This window comes from Nonomuraea insulae, assembly GCF_042656245.1.
On record NZ_JBHSPA010000045.1, the window covers coordinates 80,083 to 99,056 of the forward strand.

The window sequence follows — 18,974 nt, forward strand, 5'->3', positions numbered from 1 at the left end:
CCGTACAGGCTTGCTAACGTTCCGGCCAGCGCCATACGTAGCCGATCGACCACTTGGGGTAACCCATGCCTCGGCACAAGAGGGAGCCCGGCGTGCTCCCGCGCCCTCTCGCCGTTCTCGGGGCGATCGTACTCACCGCCGGCACCGCTGTGGCGATCCGCCTGCTCCCCGCGGGGGCGGCCCCGCCGCCGCGCCTGCCGGTCGCGCGCCCTGCGGCCACGCCGACGCCGGAGGAGTGGCGGCCGCCGCCCGCCGCGTTCGTGACGTTCGTCGACACCGCCCGCGAGCCCGGCTTCGACCTTCCCGCCGAGTTCCGCAGAACCGGAGTACGCCGCTACGCCCTCGGCCACCTCGTCGCGGGCGGCGACGGCTGCGCCCCGAAGTGGACGGGCCCGCCCGCGGGGAACCTGGCGGCCGGCGAGCCCGCCCCCAGCGGGACCGGCCTCGGCGGGAACCTGGTCGCCGACGAGTCCGGCCCGCTCACCCCCGACGAGTCCGGCTCGCTCACCCTCGACGGGATCGGCCCTGGAAGGAACCCGGTGGCCAGGAGGATCGGCCGGCTCAGGGCGATGGGCGGTGACGCCGCCCCGGTCCTCGGCGGTCCAGGCGGCCGGGAGCTGGCCGCCACCTGCACCAGGCCGGGCGTTCTGACCGCCGCCTACCGCCAGGTGGTCGGGGCGTTCGGCGCCGCCGCAGTCGACTTCGAGGTCCGCGACAGCGCCGACCGGGCCGCCGTGCTGCGCCGGGCGCGGGCCATCCGCGCCGTGCAGCGCGAACAAGGGTTGCGGGTGGGCTTCACTCTGCCGCTGCGGCGCAACGGGCTGGCCCCCGCCGACGTCGCCATGTTGCGCGTCACCCACCGGGCGGGCGCGGAGGTCGGCACCGTCAACCTGCTGGCCCCCATCGAGCCCCGCGCCCAGCGTCACGCCCGCCTGGGCCGGGTGGCGCTGGCCGTGCGGGAGGCCGCCGGGCAGATCGCGCGGGCCCAGGACCTCGGCGACCCCGGCCAGGTGTGGGGCCGCGTCGCGCTGACGCCGGTGCTGGCGGACAAGGCGGACCTGAGCGAGCTGGACGCCCGCAAGCTGTCGGAGTACGTGACCCGCCACGGGCTGGCCTGGTTGTCACTGCGCGGAGTCACGCCGAAGCCGGACGTGTCGCGCATTCTTTGGCACACTCCGCCCTGAAGATAGGCTTTCGCTGACCGAGACGGGCACGGCGAGCAGGGGGGAGGGTGTGATGGCGGCACGTCCGGAGACCGCGAGGAAGATCCTGGTCTACTGGATGGACGCCGTGATGGCGTTCCTGCTGCTCATGTTCTTGGTGGCCACCGTCACGGAGGTGCTTCAGGGCAGGGTCTCCGTCATCCGGGCCGTGCTGGTCGTCGTCGCGCTGCTCGCTTTCTTCGGGCTCTTCCCCTTCGTCATGCGGGAAGCTTTCGAGCACCGGCCGGGGCCCACGCCCAGGTTGCTGATCGCGGGGGCGATCGCGGCGGGGCTGGTCGTGGTGATGCCCCACGACGGCGACATGACGTCCCTGTGGATGGACCCCGCCACGCTGTGGCTCTCCCTGGCGGGCATGCACCTGCGGCCGCGTACGACGGCCTGGGTGTCCGCGGCCGTGGTCGCCGTGGTCGCCGCGTTCATCGTTCTCACGACCGGCCGCTCCTGGCCGGGCGTCCTGCTCAGCGAGGCGGTCAACGCGGCGTTCCTGATCGGGGCCATGCTGCTGTGGCGCTGGCTCTGGTGGGTGATCAGGGACGCCCAGAAGAGCCGCGAGGCCAGGGCCAGGCTCGCGGTGGCGGAGGAGAGGCTGCGCTTCGCCCGCGACCTGCACGACCTGCTCGGGCACAGCCTGTCGGTGATCACGCTGAAGAGCGAGCTGGCGGCCAAGCTGGCGACCAAGGACGCCGGGCGGGCGGCGGCCGAGATGGCCGCGGTGCGCGTGCTGGCCGGGGAGTCGTTGTTCGAGGTGCAGCGGGCGGTGCACGGCTACCAGGCGCTCGACCTCGACGAGGAGCTCGCCGGAGTGCGGGCCGCGCTGGAGGCCGCCGGTGCGAGCTGCGTGATCGAGGTCAGGGCCGAGAACCTGCCACCGGCCGCCAGGACGCTGCTGGCGTGGGCCGTGCGCGAGGGCGGCACGAACATCCTCAAGCACAGCGCGGCCACCAGGTGCGAGATCAGGATCGACGGAGGTGTGCTCGAGATGGTCAACGACGGGGTGACGGGGACACCCACGGCGGCCGGGAGCGGCCTGCACGGGCTGTCGGAGCGGCTGGTCACGGCGGGCGGCTCGTTCTCCGCCGCGCCCACCTCGGGCGGGGAGTTCCTGCTGCGGGCGGCGGTGCCGGCGTGAGCGCGCTCGACCGGATCAGGAACGCGCCGAAACAGACCAAGGTCCGCTGGGTGATCGTCTACTGCACGGACATCCTCCTGCTGTTCCCCGTCTTCGGCTACTACATGTTCCTCCTCCTGTGGTGGGGCGGCCCGCCGAGGCCGCTGATCGTGGCCGGCGCCGTCCTGCTGCTGGTCTTCAACGTGCTGAGCGTCCGGCCGTTCAGGATCGCCGTCAGAGGCGGGCGGCGCCCCACGGCCACCCTGGTGATCACCGGGGTGATCGCCGCGGTGCTCGTGCTGATGTTCGTACAGGTCTGGGTGGTGGCCACCTGGCTGGGGCTGCTCGCGGCCTTCGTCCGCAAGCGCACGGCCGTCGCCGCGTCCATCGGGTCGATGCTGGCGGCCGGCCTGTGGGCCCTGTGGTTCGCCGGCGCGGCGACCGTCCCCTCGCTGCTCCTGCTCCAGTTCCTGTTCACCGTGACCTCCGTCGGCGGTGTGTGGGCGAACCTCGCGCTCTGGCGGCTGACCGAGGACGCCTACGACGGGCAGGAGACGATGGCCAGGCTCGCGGTGTCGGAGGAGCGGCTGCGTTTCGCCCGTGACCTGCACAACCTGCTCGGCCAGAGCCTCACCGACGTCGCCGTCAGGACGGAGCACGCCGAGGGCACCCTGCGCACGGACCCGGAGGCGGCCGCGGCCGAGATGTTCGAGGTGCGTGACCTGTCCAGGCGGTCGCTGCGCGAGGTCCGTACCGTCGTGCAGAACTACCGGGCCGTGGACCTGGACGAGGTGCTCGCCAGCGTGCGCGCGGTGCTGGAGGCGGCCGACGTGCGCTGCGTCGTGCGCGCGGACACCGGCGCGCTGACGCCCGAGAGCCGCACGCTGCTGGCCACCGTCGTACGCGAGGGCGCGACGAACGTGCTCAAGCACAGCAAGGCCGAACGTTGCACGATCACGATCGAGGATGGGGTGCTGGAGATGTCCAACGACGGCGTGAGCGGGCCCGCGGGGGAGCACGCGCCCAACGGCCTGGCGGGGCTGGCCGATCGGGTACGCGCGGCGGGCGGCACCCTGCGGGCCGAGCCCGCGCAGGACGGCCGTTACCTGCTGCGGGCGGCGGTGCCGGCATGACCACACGGGTGCTGCTGGCCGACGACGAGCACCTCGTCCGCGGCGCCATCGCGGCCCTGCTGGATCTGGAGGAGGGCATCGAGGTCGTCGCCCAGGTGGGCAGGGGCGACGAGGTCGTGGCCGCCGTCGCCGAGCACCGGCCCGACGTGGCCGTGCTCGACATCGAGATGCCCGGCATGGACGGGCTGAGCGCCGCCGAGCTGATCAGCTCCCAGTGCAAGATCGTCATCCTGACGAGCCTGGGCCGCCCCGGCTACCTGCGCCGGGCCATGGCGGCGGGCGTCAGCGGCTTCCTCGGCAAGGACGCCTCGGCCGAGGAGCTGGCGATGGCCATCCGCAAGGTCCAGGCCGGGGGCCGCTACCTGGACGCGGAGCTGGCCGCCGCGGCGATGGCGGCCGGCGACAGCCCGCTGACCGAGCGGGAGCGGGACGCGCTGCGCCTGGCCGGCGACGGCGCGACGATCTCCAGGATCGCGGCCGAGCTGCACCTGACCGAGGGCACCGTACGCAACTACCTGTCCAGCGCGATGACCAAGCTCAGCGCCCAGAACCGGCTGGAGGCCATCCGCACGGCCCAGCGCATGGGCTGGTTGTAGGGATAGGGACAAAGCCTGGGGATAGGGACAAAGCCGCACAACGACTGTCCGTTCCGGCACTGAGCGCGGGGCGGCGCCTGGGTTGTACTCGTCCTCGGCCGCCGATCGCGGCGGCCTGTCATCAGACAGAGGGGGACGTATGAGTACGACACGGGGGACCGTTCTGCGCAGGCACGGGGTGCGCGCGCTGACGGCGGGCGCGGCGCTGGCCGCCTCGCTGTTCGCCATCGCCGGGCCCGCCCACGCCACCACCAACGTGAGCGTGTCGGGCGCGGTGCTGCAGATCACCTCGGGGGCCGCGGCCGACGACCTCCTGGTCACGCAGGTCGGGGGCCGGCTGGTCGTGAAGAACGGCGGCGACCTGGTGATCCCCGCGGCTCCGTGCGTGGCGGTGAGCAAGAACCAGTCGGTCTGCCCGGCCGCCGGGATCACCACGATCACGGCGGACACGGGGGCGGGGGACGACAGCCTGCAGAACAGGACCACGCTGCGCTCGCGAGTGGTGCTCGGGGCCGGCGCGGACACGTTCGTCGGCGGACTGGCCGTGGACATGGTCTTCGGTGACGTCGGCGACGACCGGATGGCCGGGCTTGCGGGCGACGACCTGCTGCTCGGCGCCGACGGCGTCGACAGCGCCAACGGCGGTGACGGCGTCGACAAGTGCGACGCCGAGACTGTCACGCTCTGCGAGTGAGGACGACCGGCGCCCGCGATCCCGCGGGCGCCGGGAGTCTCAACAGGCGACGTACGCGGCCCTGGTGCTGGCCTTGTAGGAGCAGGAGTCCACAGCCCTGCCCTTGGCGTCGCGGACGTAGGCGCTGTCCCGGTCGTTGTTCCAGACGTACTGCTTGCGGTTCCAGTAGACGCTGCTGGTGCCGTCGCCGCCCTGGCCGGTGCGGACGGTGATCCGCTTCTTGGCGCCCAGCACCACGTCGGCGCCGAACTCGTAGGTGTAGCCGGTCTTGTCCCGCACGGACCACCCTTCGAGGGCGACAGCCCGCTTGGTGGTGTTGAGCAGGGTGATGTACTCGGCGTTCAGCGAGCTGTTGGAGCGCCGATCGGCCCCGGGCGAATCGTAGTAGATCTTCACGATCTGGAGGGCGGGGGCCGCGGCCTGCGCGGGCAGCGCCGTGCCGAGCGTCGCCGCCGCGGCTAACGCGGCGACGGTTGCGGAGACAAGTCTCACCATTGAGTCCTTTGTGTAATCGTTCGTGACGAAGTAGGACGGCGGACGGTGCCATGTGGTTGGCACGTTGAACCGGTTAGTCCGGAGGGCGTCGTGCCTGCACAGCGCGATGAGAGCGTTTGCAGCGGCACGTCTCGAAAGCGTCACGGCTATTGACGGCACAGACATGCGGAATTTACGTTCGCGGTACTTACCCGGTTCAGCAGGTCTTCGCGGGCCTGCTTCCACTGAAGAGCGAAGAGCTCCCGGCCCTGGGCGGGAGCATGTTTTGCACCAGGTCTGGGAGCGCTCCCAGATCGCCATCGGGGTCTCTGACAGATGTGTGTACCTTCGCGCCGCGCGCGGAGGAAGGAGAGAAGCGATGCTCAACCGGGCTCGGATCCTGATCCCGCTCATGGCGGCGGGCCTGCTCGCCGCGGCCTGCACCGGCGGCGGATCCACGCCGACCCCGCCGGCCTCCCAGCCGCAGAGCCAGGGCGCGGTGACCAACCCCGACCAGCTCCCGCGGAACGAGACCATGTACACCACGGGCACCCAGTGGGGGCCGCCGGCCAACTACAACCCGATCAGGGAGTGGGACTCGGCCGTCGGCACCAAGGGCCTGGTGTACGAGACCCTGTTCCACTACGACACCACCGCGGCCAAGCTCACCCCCTGGCTGGCCGAGAGCGGCGCCTGGAGCGACGACACCACCTACGAGCTCAAGCTCCGCCCGGGGATCAAGTGGTCCGACGGCCAGGCCCTCACCGCCAAGGACGTCGTCTTCTCCTTCGACCTCGGCAAGATGGAGACGATCCCCTACCACCCGCTGTGGGACTGGCTCAAGACCGTCGAGGCCACCGACGACCAGACCGTGAAGTTCAGCTTCTCCAAGGCCAACTACCAGCAGTGGGACTTCATGCTCTACAGCCGCTCCATCGTGCCGGAGCACGTCTGGAAGGGCCGCTCGGAGAAGGAGGTGCTCGACGGCGTCAACGAGAACCCGGTGGGCACGGGCGCGTACAAGTTCATGAGCAAGGACCAGGACCGCGTGGTGCTGCAGCGGCGCGACGACTGGTGGGGCAAGACGGTGCTCAACATGGAGCCCAAGCCGCGCTACATCGTCGACATCGCCACCCCGAGCAACGAGGTCGCGATGGGCATGTTGCTGCAGAAGGGGCTGGACCTCAGCAACAACTTCCTGCCCGGCGTGGCCAACCTGGTCCAGGGCAGCTTCGGGCTGACGACGTACTACAACGAGCCCCCGTACATGCTCTCGGCCAACACCGCCTGGCTGGTGCCCAACACGACGAAGAAGCCGATGGACGACGCGGCCTTCCGCAAGGCGCTGGCCTCCTCCGTCGACGTCAAGAAGATCGTCGAAGGCGTGTACGGCAACCTCGTCAAGGCCTCGAGCCCCACCGGCCTGCTGCCGCAGTGGGACAAGTACGTGGACCAGAACGTCGTCTCCAAGTCCGGCTTCGCGTTCGACACCGCCAAGGCCAAGAAGCTGCTGGCGGACGCCGGGTACAAGGACGGCGACGGCGATGGGTACGTGGAGAACAAGGACGGCTCCAAGATCGCCCTGAACCTCATCGTCCCGTCGGGCTGGACCGACTGGATGGAGGCGGCCAGGTCGATCTCCGCCAGCGCCAAGACCGCGGGCATCCAGGTCACCCCCGACTTCCCCGACTTCAACGCGCTGGTCGAGATGCGCGCCAAGGGCGACTACGACCTGCTCATCAACAACGAGCGGCAGCTCTCGAACTCCCCCTACACCTACTACGAGTACATGTTCCAGCTCCCGATCCAGAAGCAGCAGAACACGGTCAACTTCGCCCGCTACGAGAACAAGCAGGCGTGGGAGCTGGTCCAGCAGCTCGACCAGGTGAAGACCGACGACACCGCCGGCATGCAGAAGGTCATCTCGCAGCTCCAGCAGATCCAGCTGGACGACATGCCGGTCATCCCGCTCTGGTACAACGGCCTGTGGGCGCAGTCCAGCACCAGCGTGTGGAAGAACTGGCCGGCCGCGGCGGGCGCCGCGCCCAAGACCGGCGCCGTGATGTGGCGTAACTGGCTCGAACTGGGCGGCTTCGAGACGCTCACCCAGCTCCAGCCCTCCGGCTCGTGACGACCTGACCGGACGAACCCCCGCCCCTCCGCCCCCCGAACTCCCGGGGGCGGAGGGTCTCTCCCGGAGAAAAGACACGTGCGTCGTTATTTCGGTAGGAAACTGCTCATCTACGGACTGACCTTCTTCGTCGCCGTCACGGTCAACTGGATGATCCCGCGCTTCATGCCGGGCGACCCGGTCGCCAGCATGGTCGCGCGGGCCAACGTCACCAACGCGCAGGCCGTGGAGGCCATGCGGGCCTACTACTCCAACCTGTTCGGCCTCGACCAGCCGCTGTGGCAGCAGTACGTCAACTTCTGGGCCGCGTTGTTCCGCGGCGACTTCGGGCTCAGCATCTGGCTGTTCCCGACGCCGGTCAGCGAGGTGATCACGCGGGCGGTGCCGTACACGCTGGCGCTGATCGTCCCGTCGGTGCTGCTGAGCTGGTGGGTGGGCAACCGGTTCGGCGCGTACGCCGCCCGCCGCAAGCTGCTCGACAACACCGTGCTCCCGGTGGGCTACGTGCTGACGGCGATGCCGTACATGTGGCTGGCCGCGCTGCTGGCCTGGGGGCTGGGCGTGATCGCCGGGCTCTTCCCGGTGGCCGGCGGCTACAGCTTCTCGATGCGCCCCAACTGGTCGTGGACGTTCGTGCTCGACCTGCTGCACCACTGGACGCTGCCGTTCCTGTCGCTGTTCCTGGTGGCGCTGGGCGGCTGGGCCATCGGCATGCGGAACATGATCATCTATGAGCTGGAGTCCGACTACTCCAACTATCTGAGCGCGCTCGGGGCGCCCAGCAGGCTCATCCGCAGGTACGCCTTCCGCAACGCCGTCCTGCCCCAGATCACCGGCCTGGCCCTGCAACTGGGCGTCCTGGTGGCCGGGGCGCTGGTGACCGAGATCGTCTTCGCCTATCCGGGCCTGGGCAGCCTCATTCTCAAGGCCATCCAGAACAAGGACTTCTTCCTCCTGCAGGGCACGTTCCTGTTCATCGTGCTCGGCGTGCTGATCGCCAACTTCATCATCGACATCGTCTACGTCGTGGTCGATCCGCGTACCAGGGCGGGAATGGCGGGTGCGCAGTCATGACGGCACTTCAGGACGTCGTGCCGCGCGAGCGCGACGGGGTGCGCCGCGAGGCGCTCTACTTCGCGGTGCGCAACGGCAAGCTGATGGCCGGGTTCGGCATCGTGCTCGTGCTGCTCCTGCTCGGCCTGCTCGGGCCCGTGTTGTTCGGGGGCGCGCCCAACGAGTACGGCACCCGCGCCATGAGCCCGCCCTCCGGCGAGCACTGGCTCGGTACCACCACGTTCGGCCAGGACGTGTTCCTGCAGTTCGTGCACGGGCTGCGCAGCACGTTCGTGGTCGGGGTGATCGGCGGCGGCATCGCCGCGGTCATCGGCATGCTGGTGGGCTTCGTGGCCGGCTACCGCGGCGGGATCGTCGACGAGATCCTCAACATGCTGACCAACGTCATCCTGGTCATCCCCACCCTGGCCGTGCTGCTGATCATCAACGCCTACCTGGGCATCCGCAGCGTGGCCGTGCAGGGCCTGTTCATCGGGCTGACGCAGTGGCCGTGGGCGGCGCGGGCGATCAGGGCGCAGACGTTCTCCCTGCGTACCCGCGAGTTCGTGGACCTGGCCAGGATGAGCGGCGCCGGCACCGGCAGGATCATCGCCAAGGAGATCGCGCCGAACATGAGCTCCTACCTGTTCATGACGTTCATCCTGCTGTTCGGCGGCTCCGTGCTCATCGCCTCCTCGCTGGACTTCATCGGTCTCGGCCCCACAGAGGGGGTCTCGCTCGGGCTGATGTTGCAGAACTCCAACCAGTGGAGCGCGCTCCAACTCGGCATGTGGTGGTGGTTCGTGCCGCCGGGCGCGGCCATCACCGCCATCGTGGGCGCCCTGTACGTGGCCAACGTCGGACTCGACGAGGTCTTCAACCCGAAACTGAGGGAGACATGAGTCTGCAGGTCAGCGAGCTGAGGGTGCACTACAGGACGCTCAAGGGCGACGTGCGCGCCCTCGACGGCATGTCCTTCGACATGGCCGACGGGGAGATCCTCGGCCTGGTCGGCGAGTCGGGCTGCGGCAAGAGCACCCTCGGCAAGTCCCTCATCCGCATGGACGGCCGCATGCGCCGCGTCGGCGGCACCGTCGTGCTCGACGGCACCGAGTTGCCCATCGACGACGACCGCCGGATGAACGACTTCCGCTTCCGCGAGGTCTCCCTCATCCCCCAGTACGCCATGAGCGCGCTCAACCCCACCCGCAAGATCCGCAGAATGGTCACGGAACTGCTCAGGTCGAGGGGCGCCGCCCTGGACCTCGCCGAGCTCGAACGCCGCATGGACCAGGTCGGCCTGCCCCGCGAGGTGCTCGACCGCTACCCGATCGAACTCTCGGGCGGCATGAAACAGCGCATGGTGATGGTCATCTCGACCCTGCTGGACCCGTCCCTGCTGATCGCCGACGAGGTCACCTCCGCGCTCGACGTCTCCACCCAGAAGGCCGTGGCCCGCGCCCTGCTCGGCTTCCGCGACAGCGGCTACGTCAAGAGCATGATCTTCGTCACCCACGACCTCGCGCTCACCCACCACATCGCCGACACGATCATGGTCATGTACGCGGGCAAACTCGCCGAGAAGGCCCCCGCCGACGTGATCGTCAAGGCGCCGCGGCACCCGTACACGAGGCTGCTGCTCGACTCCCTGCCCGAGGTCGGCGTCCGCTACACCGACCGCAGGCTGGAAGGCATCGCCGGCAGCCCGCCGTCGCTGCTGAACCCGCCCACCGGCTGCCGCTTCCGCGACCGCTGCCCGATCGCGGGCGAGGAGTGCGCGCAGGAGCCGCCGGTGACCGAGCTCACCCCCGACCACCACGTAGCCTGCTGGAAGGCCTGATGCTGAAACTCCAGAACGTCACCAAGGAATTCAGGATCGGCGCGTTCGGCGGCAAGAGCGTCGCGGCCGTCCAGGGGGTGAGCTTCGAGATCGTCCCCGGCGAGGTCGTCTCCCTGATCGGCGAGAGCGGCAGCGGCAAGAGCACGATCGGCCGGATGATCCTCGGGCTCAACCCGGTCACCAGAGGCTCGATCACGTTCGACGGGCTGCCGGTGAAGGCGGGCAAGGAGTACTACCGGCATGTCCAGGGCATCTTCCAGGACCCGTTCAGCTCCTTCAACCCGGTCTTCAAGGCCGACCGGGTGTTCGCCATGATCAAGGAGACGTACTACCCGGCCGTGCCCGAGGCCGAGTGGGACGAGCGGGTGACCACGTCGCTGAGCGACGTGCGGCTCAACGCCGGCCAGGTGCTCGGCAAGTACCCCCACCAGCTCAGCGGCGGCCAGCTCCAGCGGCTGCTCATCGCCCGCGCGCTGCTGCTGGACATCAAGCTGCTGGTCGCCGACGAGATCACCAGCATGCTCGACGCCTCCACCCGCATCGACGTGCTCAACCTGCTGGCCGAGCTGAAGGTCAGGGGGCTGAGCGTCCTGTACATCACGCACGACCTGTCCCTGGGCAACTACCTGGCCGAGCGCACGGTGGTGCTGCGGCGGGGGAGCGTGGTCGAGATGGGGCTGACCGAGGCCGTCTTCGGGGATCCGCTGCATCCGTACACGCGGGAGCTGCTGTCGGCCGTGCCGCGCCTGCACGAGTCCTGGGACGACGCCGTGCCGGTGGAGGCCTGCCTCTACCACGAGAGGGGCGCGTCCGGCGGCCTGCTGGAGGCCGAACCCGGCCACCTCGTGGCCTGCGCCCGGCTCGCGACCTGCCGAGAAGAGGCCTCTTGAGGCATCGCCCGCCGCACGACGGCCGGCCGTCAGACCCGTCAGACCCTGAACTCCTCGGTACGGTGCGCGTACGCGGGCAGCGCGGCCCGCATCTCGTCGGTGACCACGGGCGGCGGCAGGGGCACGACCTCCCGCTCGTGGAAGTCGCGCACGTCCTCGCCCCGCCCGAACAGGTCCTGGACCGTGCGCAGGCAGGGGGTGACGATCTCGGGATCGGTGATCCGCTTGCCGCCCATGCCCCCGCCGTACTCGTCGTACAGCACCTCGTACATCAGGGACGGAGAGAAGATCACCAGCTCCGGCATGGGCTCGAAGGCCGCGGCGCGTTCGGCCGGCAGCACCCGGCAGGGGGAGCCCGCCGTGGCGCGCAGCGCCAGGATGTGCATCTCCCACTGTAAGTACGCGGTGAGCGGATGTTCGACCACCCGCACCCGCCTGACCGGCTGGCGCCGCCGGAAGTAGTCGGCCAGCGGCTCGGCCACCCGCTCGATCAACGCCAGGGAGCGCGCCCAGTCGCCGTCCATCATGGCCCGCCAGCTCGCCACGTCGGGCTCGTAGAAGTCCTGGGCGCGCTCCAGCTTCCACATCGGCTCCGTGCAGCCCGCGTGGTCGCGATCGAAACCGGCTTGGTACTCCGGCACGTCCAGGACGAGGCCGTCGGCGTCCCCGACGGCGGCGAACGGATTCGTGAGGCGTACCGGAGTGCCCTGCTCGGTCATGCGGCTTTCCCCTTCGCTCTGAAGACCCGCCCAGATCATCAATGGGGCCCTTGACCGGGTCAAGGCCCAAATGATCTGGACGGGTCCTCAGCGGCGATGGTGGAAACGCCGGTTGATGACGCTGAACAGCATGGCCCCCAGCCACACCACCAGCAGCACCTTGAAGATCCCGAAGCCGCCGAAGATCAGCCCGAGCATCATGAACACGAACAAGACGGGCAGGAACGGGCCCGGCCCGCGGTGCCGGTGCCGCATGCCGCCCCCCTTGGCGGCCCAGGCGGCGCGGTGCATCTCCCGCTGCGCGTGGCGCATGGACTGCATCTGCTGCCGCTGGGCGTGCATCGCCGCCCGCCAGTCGCCCATCTCATACGGCGACTTCGGGGGCTCCGGCTGCTGGCCCGGCAGGTCGGCCGTCACCTGGGTGAGGTCGCCGGCCGTCTTCGCGGCCAGCGACCGGTCGAGTCGCTCGTCCAACTCCTCGTGGGTCAGGCGGCCCTGCGCGAAGTGCTCGCGCAGGGCGGCCATCGTGTGCTCGCGCTCGGCGTCGCCGATGCGGAGATCGTTACGGTCCATCCCTGGTTCCTCGCTCTCCGAACCGGTCATCCGGCCCGATGTGCCTATTCCTCGCCCGGTTCGTCGTCGGCCAGGATCTGGTAGAGCTTGCGCCGGGTCTCTACCAGAGTCTTACGCGCTTCGCGGATTTGTGCGTCGTTTCCGGTCTGAAGAACCTGCATCATGGCGAATGCGGACTGTCGGGCGATGTGCCAGAGATCGGCGGTGTTGTCGTCGATGTCCGGACGCATCTCGTCCCACGGGGCGCGAACCTCGTCGGCGTGCGCCTCGATGTAGTTGCGGCCCTCCTCGGTGAGACGGAAGGTCTTGCGACCCTCATTCTCCTCCGCGATCACCAGGCCCTCGTCGGTGAGCTGCTGCAGCGCCGGGTAGACAGCGCCGGGGCTGGGCTTCCAGCCGCCCTCGCTGCGCTCGGCGATCTCCTGGATGACCTGGTAGCCGTTGCGCGGCTGCTCGGAGAGCAGGGCCAGGATCGCGGCGCGCACGTCGCCCCGCTTGGCCTTGCGGCCCCGGCCGCCCCAGCCTCGGTGCCCGCCGCCCCACGGCCCCGGGCCGCCGAACGGGCCGCCGCGTCCGAAGTCGAACGGGAACGGTCCGCCGGGCCCGCCTCTCCGGCCGCGCTCGCGATGGTCATGCGGGCCGTGGCCTCTGGGACCGCCCCTGTGGCCGCCCATCTGCTCGAACGCGTCGGCCATGGCGCGAAGCGCCTCGCGACCTGCGCGCTTGTAGTCGTGTGCGCCGGGCCATGGCCCGCTCGCTGCGAAGTTGTGAGTCATCTTTTCTCCTATATCGTGATCTGTTCTCGATGCGTCAAAGATATATCGCTAGTGTGTCGTTGGCAAGTCCGGGTGGAGCGTGAGCCAGATCACGAAAAAGTTGCGGAATCCGGGAACAGGATTGGGATGTAGGCCGTTGTTCAGAGCAGACGAGGTCGTTCCGCGTCGGCAGGGCTGGGGGGTGCTGTCGCCGCGGAGACGACCTCGTCTGCGTTTGCGGTCACTTGCATGGAGCGTTCCGGCACGCCTGCCCGCGTAAAGGGTTTCTTTGCCGTAAAGTCGTGATCATGATGGGGCACACGCACGCGATGACCGGGGCCATCGCCTGGCTGGGGCTGGCGCCGCCCCTGGCCGCACTCCCTCTGGTGAACGAGTCCACCCGGTTCGTCGACACCGGGATCATGGCCAACGCGCTCAATCCCGCCGAGCTCATCGCCGGCGCGATCATCTGCGCGGGGGCCGCGATGTTGCCCGACCTCGACCATCCGAGCGCGACGATCGCGCAGACGTTCGGGCCCATCACGTGGGCGCTCAGCAAGGCCGTCAGCTGGATCAGCGGCGGGCACCGAGGAGCCACGCACTCGCTGGTCTTCGCCGTGGCGCTCGGGCTCGGGGCGCACTGGCTGGCCACCACCTATCCGCTCGGGCGCGACATCATGGCCGTGCTGCTCATCGGCCTCGCCCTGCGCGCCATCGGCGTGGGGATCCCGGGCAACAAGCTCGGGTCCGCCATGGTCAACATCGGCATGACCGCCGGGCTCTTCGCCGTCTTCCTCTCCCTCGACGTGGGCTACGCCTGGCTGGGGCTTGCGGTGGGGATCGGCTGCCTGATCCACGTGGTCGGCGACTGCATGACCGAGCGGGGGTGCCCCGTGCTGTGGCCGCTGGGGGCCAAGTTCATGTTGCCGTGGAAGATCGGCATCAAGACGGGCAAGAAGTTCGAGCAGAAGATCCTCGCCCCGATCCTGTCCGTGGCGATCGTGGGACTGCTGTTCTGGCGGCTCGCGCCGGTCTGACTTCCGTCCCGCCTGACGTGTCCGCGCCGTCTCCGCACGTCACCATGCCTCTTTCCGTCCACGGGATCCCGGTCGGCAGGGTCGGATGAGTCGTTTAACTTGATGTCGAGATAACCTAGAGATATCTTGACGTCGAGACATCCGCCGCGACCTGCGAGTTAGGGTCACCTAACGTGTTCTTCGGTCGGGGAGTGCGGCAGGATTCTGTCTGAACACCTGTCTATGGAGGAGGCGAATCACCGTGTCCGCGAACAGCTTCGGCAGCCGTGACACGCTACGCGTCGGCGACGCGTCATACGAGATCTTCCGGCTGGAGGCCGTCGAGGGCGCCGCACGCCTCCCGTACAGCCTGAAGATCCTGCTGGAAAACCTCCTCCGTACCGAGGACGGCGCCAACATCACCGCCGACCACATCCGTGCGCTGGGCGGCTGGGATCCGAAGGCGGCGCCGAGCGTGGAGATCCAGTTCACGCCCGCCCGCGTCATCATGCAGGACTTCACCGGCGTGCCCTGCGTGGTGGACCTGGCCACCATGCGTGAGGCCGTGCGCGACCTCGGCGGCGACCCCGCCCGCATCAACCCGCTCGCCCCGGCCGAGATGGTCATCGACCACTCGGTCATCGTCGACTACTTCGGTCACCCCGACGCCTTCCAGCGCAACGTCGAGCGCGAGTACGAGCGCAACCGTGAGCGCTACCAGTTCCTGCGCTGGGGCCAGACCGCCTTCGACGAGTTCAAGGTCGTCCCGCCCGGCACCGGCATCGTGCACCAGGTCAACATCGAGCACCTGGCCAGGGTCGTCATGACCCGCGACGGGAAGGCCTACCCCGACACCTGCGTCGGCACCGACTCCCACACCACGATGGAGAACGGCATCGGCGTGCTCGGCTGGGGCGTCGGCGGCATCGAGGCCGAGGCCGCGATGCTCGGCCAGCCGATCTCCATGCTCATCCCGCGCGTGGTCGGCTTCAAGCTCAGCGGTCAGCTCCCCGCCGGGGCCACCGCCACCGACCTGGTCCTGACGATCACCGAGATCCTGCGCAAGCACGGCGTGGTCGGCAAGTTCGTCGAGTTCTACGGCGAGGGCGTCTCGTCCGTGCCGCTGGCCGACCGCTCCACGATCGGCAACATGAGCCCCGAGTTCGGCTCCACCTGCGCGATCTTCCCGATCGACGGCCAGACCATCGAATACCTGCGCCTGACCGGCCGCCCCGAGGAGCAGATCGCGCTCACCGAGGCCTACGCCAAGGCCCAGGGCCTGTGGCTCGACCCGTCCGCGCCCGAGCCGGCCTTCTCCGAATACATCGAGCTCGACCTGGCCACCGTCGTCCCGTCGATCGCCGGCCCGAAGCGCCCGCAGGACCGCATCGCCCTGTCGGCGGCCAAGGCCACCTGGCGCCACGACGTGCAGAACTACGTGGCGGCCGACGGCGTGGACGAGGCGGTCGAGGAGAGCTTCCCGGCCTCCGACTCGCCCGCCTCCAACTCCCGCGCCAACGGCGACCGGCCGCACAAGCCGGTGGCCGTCACGCTGGCCGACGGCACCTCGTTCGAGATCGACCACGGCATCGTCTCGATCGCCGCGATCACCTCGTGCACCAACACCTCCAACCCGTACGTCATGCTCGGCGCGGCCCTGCTGGCCCGCAACGCCGTCGACAAGGGCCTGACCCGCAAGCCGTGGGTCAAGACCTCGCTGGCCCCCGGCTCGCAGGTGGTCACCGGCTACTTCGAGCGCTCGGGGCTCCAGCCGTACCTCGACAAGATCGGCTTCAACCTCGTCGGCTATGGGTGCACCACCTGCATCGGCAACTCGGGTCCGCTGCTGCCGGAGATCTCCGACGCCATCCAGGCCAACGACCTCGCGGTCACCGCCGTGTTGTCCGGCAACCGGAACTTCGAAGGCCGCATCAACCCCGACGTCAAGATGAACTACCTGGCCTCGCCGCCGCTCGTGGTGGCGTACGCGCTGGCCGGGACCCTCGACCTCGACCTCGACACCGAGCCGCTCGGTCTCGGCGCCGACGGCGAGCCGGTCTACCTGCGCGACATCTGGCCGTCGCCGGAGGAGATCGCGGCGGTGGTCAACTCCTCGATCGGGCGCGACATGTTCGAGCGCGACTACGCCGATGTGTTCAAGGGCGACGACCACTGGCGTTCGCTGCCGATCCCGACCGGCAACACGTTCGAGTGGGACCCCGACTCGACCTACGTGCGTAAGCCCCCCTACTTCGAGGGCATGCCATCGAAGCCCGAGGCCGTCACCGACATCGCCGGCGCCCGCGTGCTGGTCAAGGTCGGCGACTCGGTCACCACCGACCACATCTCGCCCGCCAGCTCCATCAAGGTCGGCACCCCGGCCGCCCAATACCTGCAGGCCAACGGGGTCGAGGTCAAGGACTTCAACTCCTACGGCTCGCGGCGCGGCAACCACGAGGTGATGATCAGGGGCACGTTCGCCAACATCCGCCTGCGCAACCAGATCGCGCCGGGCACCGAGGGCGGCTACACCCGCGACTTCACCCAGCCCGACGGGCCCGTGTCGTTCATCTACGACGCCTCGGTCAACTACGCCGAGGCCGGCACGCCGTTGGTGGTGCTGGCGGGCAAGGAATACGGCTCCGGCTCCTCGCGCGACTGGGCGGCCAAGGGCACGGCGCTGCTGGGCGTCCGCGCGGTCATCGCCGAGTCCTACGAGCGCATCCACCGCTCCAACCTGATCGGCATGGGCGTGCTGCCGCTGCAGTTCCCCGAGGGCGGCTCGGCGGAGGCGCTGGGCCTGACGGGCGAGGAGACGTTCGACATCACGGGCGTCGAGGAGCTCAACGGAGGCGGCATCCCGCAGACGGTGCACGTCAAGGCGGGCGAGGTGGAGTTCGACGCGGTGGTCCGCATCGACACGCCGGGCGAGGCCGACTACTACCGGCACGGCGGCATCATGCAGTACGTGCTGCGCTCCCTGCTCGCCAAGTGACCTAGATCTTCCCGCGTCCCCGCCCGGTCATGAGCCTGAGCGGGGGCGAGGGAGCCCTTGGCCGTCGAGCCGGGGGTTGGGCGCGATCCTCACGCGCCCGCATCGGGGGAACCACCCGATTCCTTGAGAGCCGCCCGGCGGGACACCCCCGCCGGGCGGCTCTTTCATGCCGCATCGAGTGCCAGGACTGTGGCACGATGAGACGTGCCACCCGGCGAAGCTCTATTTCGCCGGGCGGCAACACCACTAGATCATGTCCGTGATCCAGTCGGTGACTTCGCGAACGATTTCGTCGGAAGCGATCCCGACTCTCCTCGTGAACCGCTGCGGGGACACACTGCGGACGTGCTCGACCATGGCCCAGCTGGGCTTTTCCAGGCCGGTGCCCTCGGTGGGAACGGAAACGTGGTTGTCCCAGCCCCGATCCGTCGTGGTCAGCGGGACGATGATCTTCACTGCGGTGGCGGAGTTGAATTCGTCATTGCTGACGACCAGCACAGGGCGGCGGTAGCCCTGCTCGCGACCGCTTGGTTCGCCCAGGTCAGCGAGCCAGATCTCGCCCTGGATGACCCTCATCTCTCTCCTCGGGAAACGTGATGAGCCCCTCCCACTCCGGTGCGATGCGGGTGGAGCGTGGTGTCGGGCCTTGGACCAACTTGGACTCGGCGAGGTAGTCGGCCCAGGCTTGGGGGTCCTCTCTCTGCGTCCGCTCTATCTGCTCCGCGACACGCTCCCAGCGTTGTTTCTTCTCCATCTCCCGGATGGCCTGGTCGATGATCGCGGTCATGGGTTCACCTGCCTTCTTCGCGAGTGCCGCGATGCGATCCCTGGTCTTCACGCTGACACGGATGCTCGTTGCTTTCGGCTTCATGGCCATGCTCCAAACACTATGTCTGCGCCCGCGTCTTACTCTACGCCTGTGACGTCACTCTCGCAGCAACAATGGCAACGGAGAGTAAAGATGGTTGACTCTCATGCATGGATAATGCGGCTTTGGTGCTGATAGTTGGCGGTTTGGCGGTCTTTCTGGGCGCGATCGTCCAGGGCGGTGTGGGGTTCGGGCTCGGTCTGGTCGCCGTTCCCGTGCTCACCATGCTGGTCCCCGACCTCATGCCCGGCGCGGCTCAGGTCGTCAACATGATCCTGCCGCTGTTCACCCTGGCCGTCGAGTGGCGGCGGGTGGACTGGCGCGGGCTGGGGTTCGCGGTGCTCGGAAGACTGCCCGGGAGCGTCATCGGGGGAGTCATTGTTGTATACGTTTCCATATACACAAGAGGCGTCCTCGTTGCAGTCATGGTGCTGATCGCGGTGGCGCTGACCGCCAGGGCGCTGAGCGTGCCGCGTAACGGGTACACCATCACCTCGGCCGGCTTCCTGTCGGGGATCACCGGCACCGCCACGGGCATCGGCGGGCCGCCCATCGGGCTCGTCTACCAGCACGCCAAGGGGCCGCAGATCAGGGCCACGCTGGCGATGTTCTTCTTTCTGAGCGCGGCCCAGTCTCTGGCCATCCTCGCGTACGTGGGCGAACTGCCCGCCCAGGCGCTGCTGACCGGGACGGTGCTGATCGTGCCCATGGTGCTCGGGTTCCTGGTGTCGAAGCCGCTGCGGCGCTATCTCGACGGGGGCAGGGCGCGGACGGCGATCCTGGTGGTGGCGGCGGCCTCGGCGGTGGGGCTGGTCGTCCAGAACGTGATCAAGGACATCTGGCCCTCGTGACCCGGGAGGGCCACCGCCGGGCCCCGCTGCCGGCGGCCCTCACCGGCACCGCCAC

Annotated in this window: 19 protein-coding genes; 13 read left to right on the forward strand and 6 right to left on the reverse strand. The window is 69.1% G+C overall.

The window, feature by feature from the left end:
* The first annotated feature begins 92 nt into the window (after positions 1-92).
* The 5 genes from ACFPZ3_RS34710 to ACFPZ3_RS34730 all read left to right on the forward strand — a co-directional run bounded on the left by ACFPZ3_RS34710 (position 93) and on the right by ACFPZ3_RS34730 (position 4,754).
* The gene (locus tag ACFPZ3_RS34710) at positions 93-1,184 is read left to right on the forward strand and encodes a glycoside hydrolase family 18 protein (protein ID WP_379518537.1); all 1,092 of its coding nucleotides are present in this window, start codon (positions 93-95) and stop codon (positions 1,182-1,184) included.
* 52 nt (positions 1,185-1,236) lie between these two features.
* The gene (locus ACFPZ3_RS34715; protein ID WP_379518538.1) at positions 1,237-2,352 is read left to right on the forward strand and encodes a sensor histidine kinase; all 1,116 of its coding nucleotides are present in this window, start codon (positions 1,237-1,239) and stop codon (positions 2,350-2,352) included.
* Positions 2,349-3,464, forward strand: a complete 1,116-nt coding sequence (locus ACFPZ3_RS34720) for a sensor histidine kinase (protein ID WP_379518539.1) — start codon at positions 2,349-2,351, stop codon at positions 3,462-3,464. Before ACFPZ3_RS34715 ends, ACFPZ3_RS34720 begins: the two co-directional genes overlap by 4 nt.
* Positions 3,461-4,060 (forward strand): response regulator transcription factor, encoded by a 600-nt coding sequence (locus ACFPZ3_RS34725; RefSeq protein ID WP_379518540.1) that lies wholly within the window; start codon positions 3,461-3,463, stop codon positions 4,058-4,060. The genes ACFPZ3_RS34720 and ACFPZ3_RS34725 overlap by 4 nt, the downstream gene beginning before the upstream one ends.
* Positions 4,061-4,199: 139 nt before the next feature.
* Positions 4,200-4,754 carry a hypothetical protein gene (locus tag ACFPZ3_RS34730; RefSeq protein ID WP_379518541.1) on the forward strand — a complete coding sequence of 185 codons (555 nt, stop codon included), beginning with the start codon at positions 4,200-4,202 and terminating at the stop codon, positions 4,752-4,754.
* Between the two features lie 39 nt (positions 4,755-4,793).
* Here the strand turns inward: ACFPZ3_RS34730 and ACFPZ3_RS34735 are convergent, their stop codons facing one another.
* The gene (locus tag ACFPZ3_RS34735) at positions 4,794-5,246 is read right to left on the reverse strand and encodes a lamin tail domain-containing protein (protein ID WP_379518542.1); all 453 of its coding nucleotides are present in this window, start codon (positions 5,244-5,246) and stop codon (positions 4,794-4,796) included.
* A gap of 361 nt (positions 5,247-5,607) precedes the next feature.
* On the opposite strand from ACFPZ3_RS34735, the gene ACFPZ3_RS34740 reads away from it, so the two are divergent.
* The 5 genes from ACFPZ3_RS34740 (at position 5,608) to ACFPZ3_RS34760 (ending at position 11,142) form a co-directional block, all read left to right on the forward strand.
* Positions 5,608-7,359: an ABC transporter substrate-binding protein gene (locus ACFPZ3_RS34740; RefSeq protein ID WP_379518543.1), complete on the forward strand. Its 1,752-nt coding sequence runs from the start codon at positions 5,608-5,610 to the stop codon at positions 7,357-7,359.
* Positions 7,360-7,437: 78 nt separating this feature from the next.
* Complete coding sequence (locus ACFPZ3_RS34745; protein WP_379518544.1) at positions 7,438-8,433, forward strand: ABC transporter permease; 996 nt, start codon at positions 7,438-7,440, stop codon at positions 8,431-8,433.
* Positions 8,430-9,314 carry an ABC transporter permease gene (locus ACFPZ3_RS34750; RefSeq protein ID WP_379518545.1) on the forward strand — a complete coding sequence of 295 codons (885 nt, stop codon included), beginning with the start codon at positions 8,430-8,432 and terminating at the stop codon, positions 9,312-9,314. Before ACFPZ3_RS34745 ends, ACFPZ3_RS34750 begins: the two co-directional genes overlap by 4 nt.
* The gene (locus ACFPZ3_RS34755) at positions 9,311-10,252 is read left to right on the forward strand and encodes an ABC transporter ATP-binding protein (protein ID WP_379518546.1); all 942 of its coding nucleotides are present in this window, start codon (positions 9,311-9,313) and stop codon (positions 10,250-10,252) included. Before ACFPZ3_RS34750 ends, ACFPZ3_RS34755 begins: the two co-directional genes overlap by 4 nt.
* Positions 10,252-11,142, forward strand: coding sequence for an ATP-binding cassette domain-containing protein (locus tag ACFPZ3_RS34760; protein WP_379518547.1), 891 nt, complete (start codon positions 10,252-10,254; stop codon positions 11,140-11,142). The genes ACFPZ3_RS34755 and ACFPZ3_RS34760 overlap by 1 nt, the downstream gene beginning before the upstream one ends.
* A gap of 38 nt (positions 11,143-11,180) precedes the next feature.
* Here ACFPZ3_RS34760 and ACFPZ3_RS34765 read toward each other — a convergent pair whose 3' ends face one another.
* The 3 genes from ACFPZ3_RS34765 to ACFPZ3_RS34775 all read right to left on the reverse strand — a co-directional run bounded on the left by ACFPZ3_RS34765 (position 11,181) and on the right by ACFPZ3_RS34775 (position 13,210).
* Positions 11,181-11,861: a DUF6879 family protein gene (locus ACFPZ3_RS34765; RefSeq protein ID WP_379518548.1), complete on the reverse strand. Its 681-nt coding sequence runs from the start codon at positions 11,859-11,861 to the stop codon at positions 11,181-11,183.
* 87 nt (positions 11,862-11,948) lie between these two features.
* Positions 11,949-12,434 carry a DUF1707 SHOCT-like domain-containing protein gene (locus ACFPZ3_RS34770; RefSeq protein ID WP_379518549.1) on the reverse strand — a complete coding sequence of 162 codons (486 nt, stop codon included), beginning with the start codon at positions 12,432-12,434 and terminating at the stop codon, positions 11,949-11,951.
* A 44-nt stretch (positions 12,435-12,478) separates the two neighbouring features.
* Positions 12,479-13,210, reverse strand: coding sequence for a PadR family transcriptional regulator (locus ACFPZ3_RS34775; protein ID WP_379518550.1), 732 nt, complete (start codon positions 13,208-13,210; stop codon positions 12,479-12,481).
* A 287-nt stretch (positions 13,211-13,497) separates the two neighbouring features.
* On the opposite strand from ACFPZ3_RS34775, the gene ACFPZ3_RS34780 reads away from it, so the two are divergent.
* Positions 13,498-14,226, forward strand: a complete 729-nt coding sequence (locus ACFPZ3_RS34780) for a metal-dependent hydrolase (RefSeq protein ID WP_379518551.1) — start codon at positions 13,498-13,500, stop codon at positions 14,224-14,226.
* Between the two features lie 241 nt (positions 14,227-14,467).
* A complete protein-coding gene (gene acnA, locus ACFPZ3_RS34785) occupies positions 14,468-17,200 on the forward strand; it encodes an aconitate hydratase AcnA (RefSeq protein ID WP_379518552.1) in 2,733 nt (910 codons plus the stop codon).
* Positions 17,201-17,446: 246 nt separating this feature from the next.
* Here the strand turns inward: acnA and ACFPZ3_RS34790 are convergent, their stop codons facing one another.
* Entirely contained in the window at positions 17,447-17,776 is a 330-nt protein-coding gene (locus ACFPZ3_RS34790; protein WP_379518553.1) for a type II toxin-antitoxin system PemK/MazF family toxin, read from the reverse strand.
* Entirely contained in the window at positions 17,742-18,077 is a 336-nt protein-coding gene (locus ACFPZ3_RS34795; RefSeq protein WP_379518554.1) for a hypothetical protein, read from the reverse strand. Before ACFPZ3_RS34795 ends, ACFPZ3_RS34790 begins: the two co-directional genes overlap by 35 nt.
* A gap of 137 nt (positions 18,078-18,214) precedes the next feature.
* Here ACFPZ3_RS34795 and ACFPZ3_RS34800 point away from each other — a divergent pair, with 137 nt between their 5' ends.
* A complete protein-coding gene (locus ACFPZ3_RS34800) occupies positions 18,215-18,919 on the forward strand; it encodes a sulfite exporter TauE/SafE family protein (protein WP_379518555.1) in 705 nt (234 codons plus the stop codon).
* The last annotated feature ends 55 nt before the right edge of the window (positions 18,920-18,974 follow it).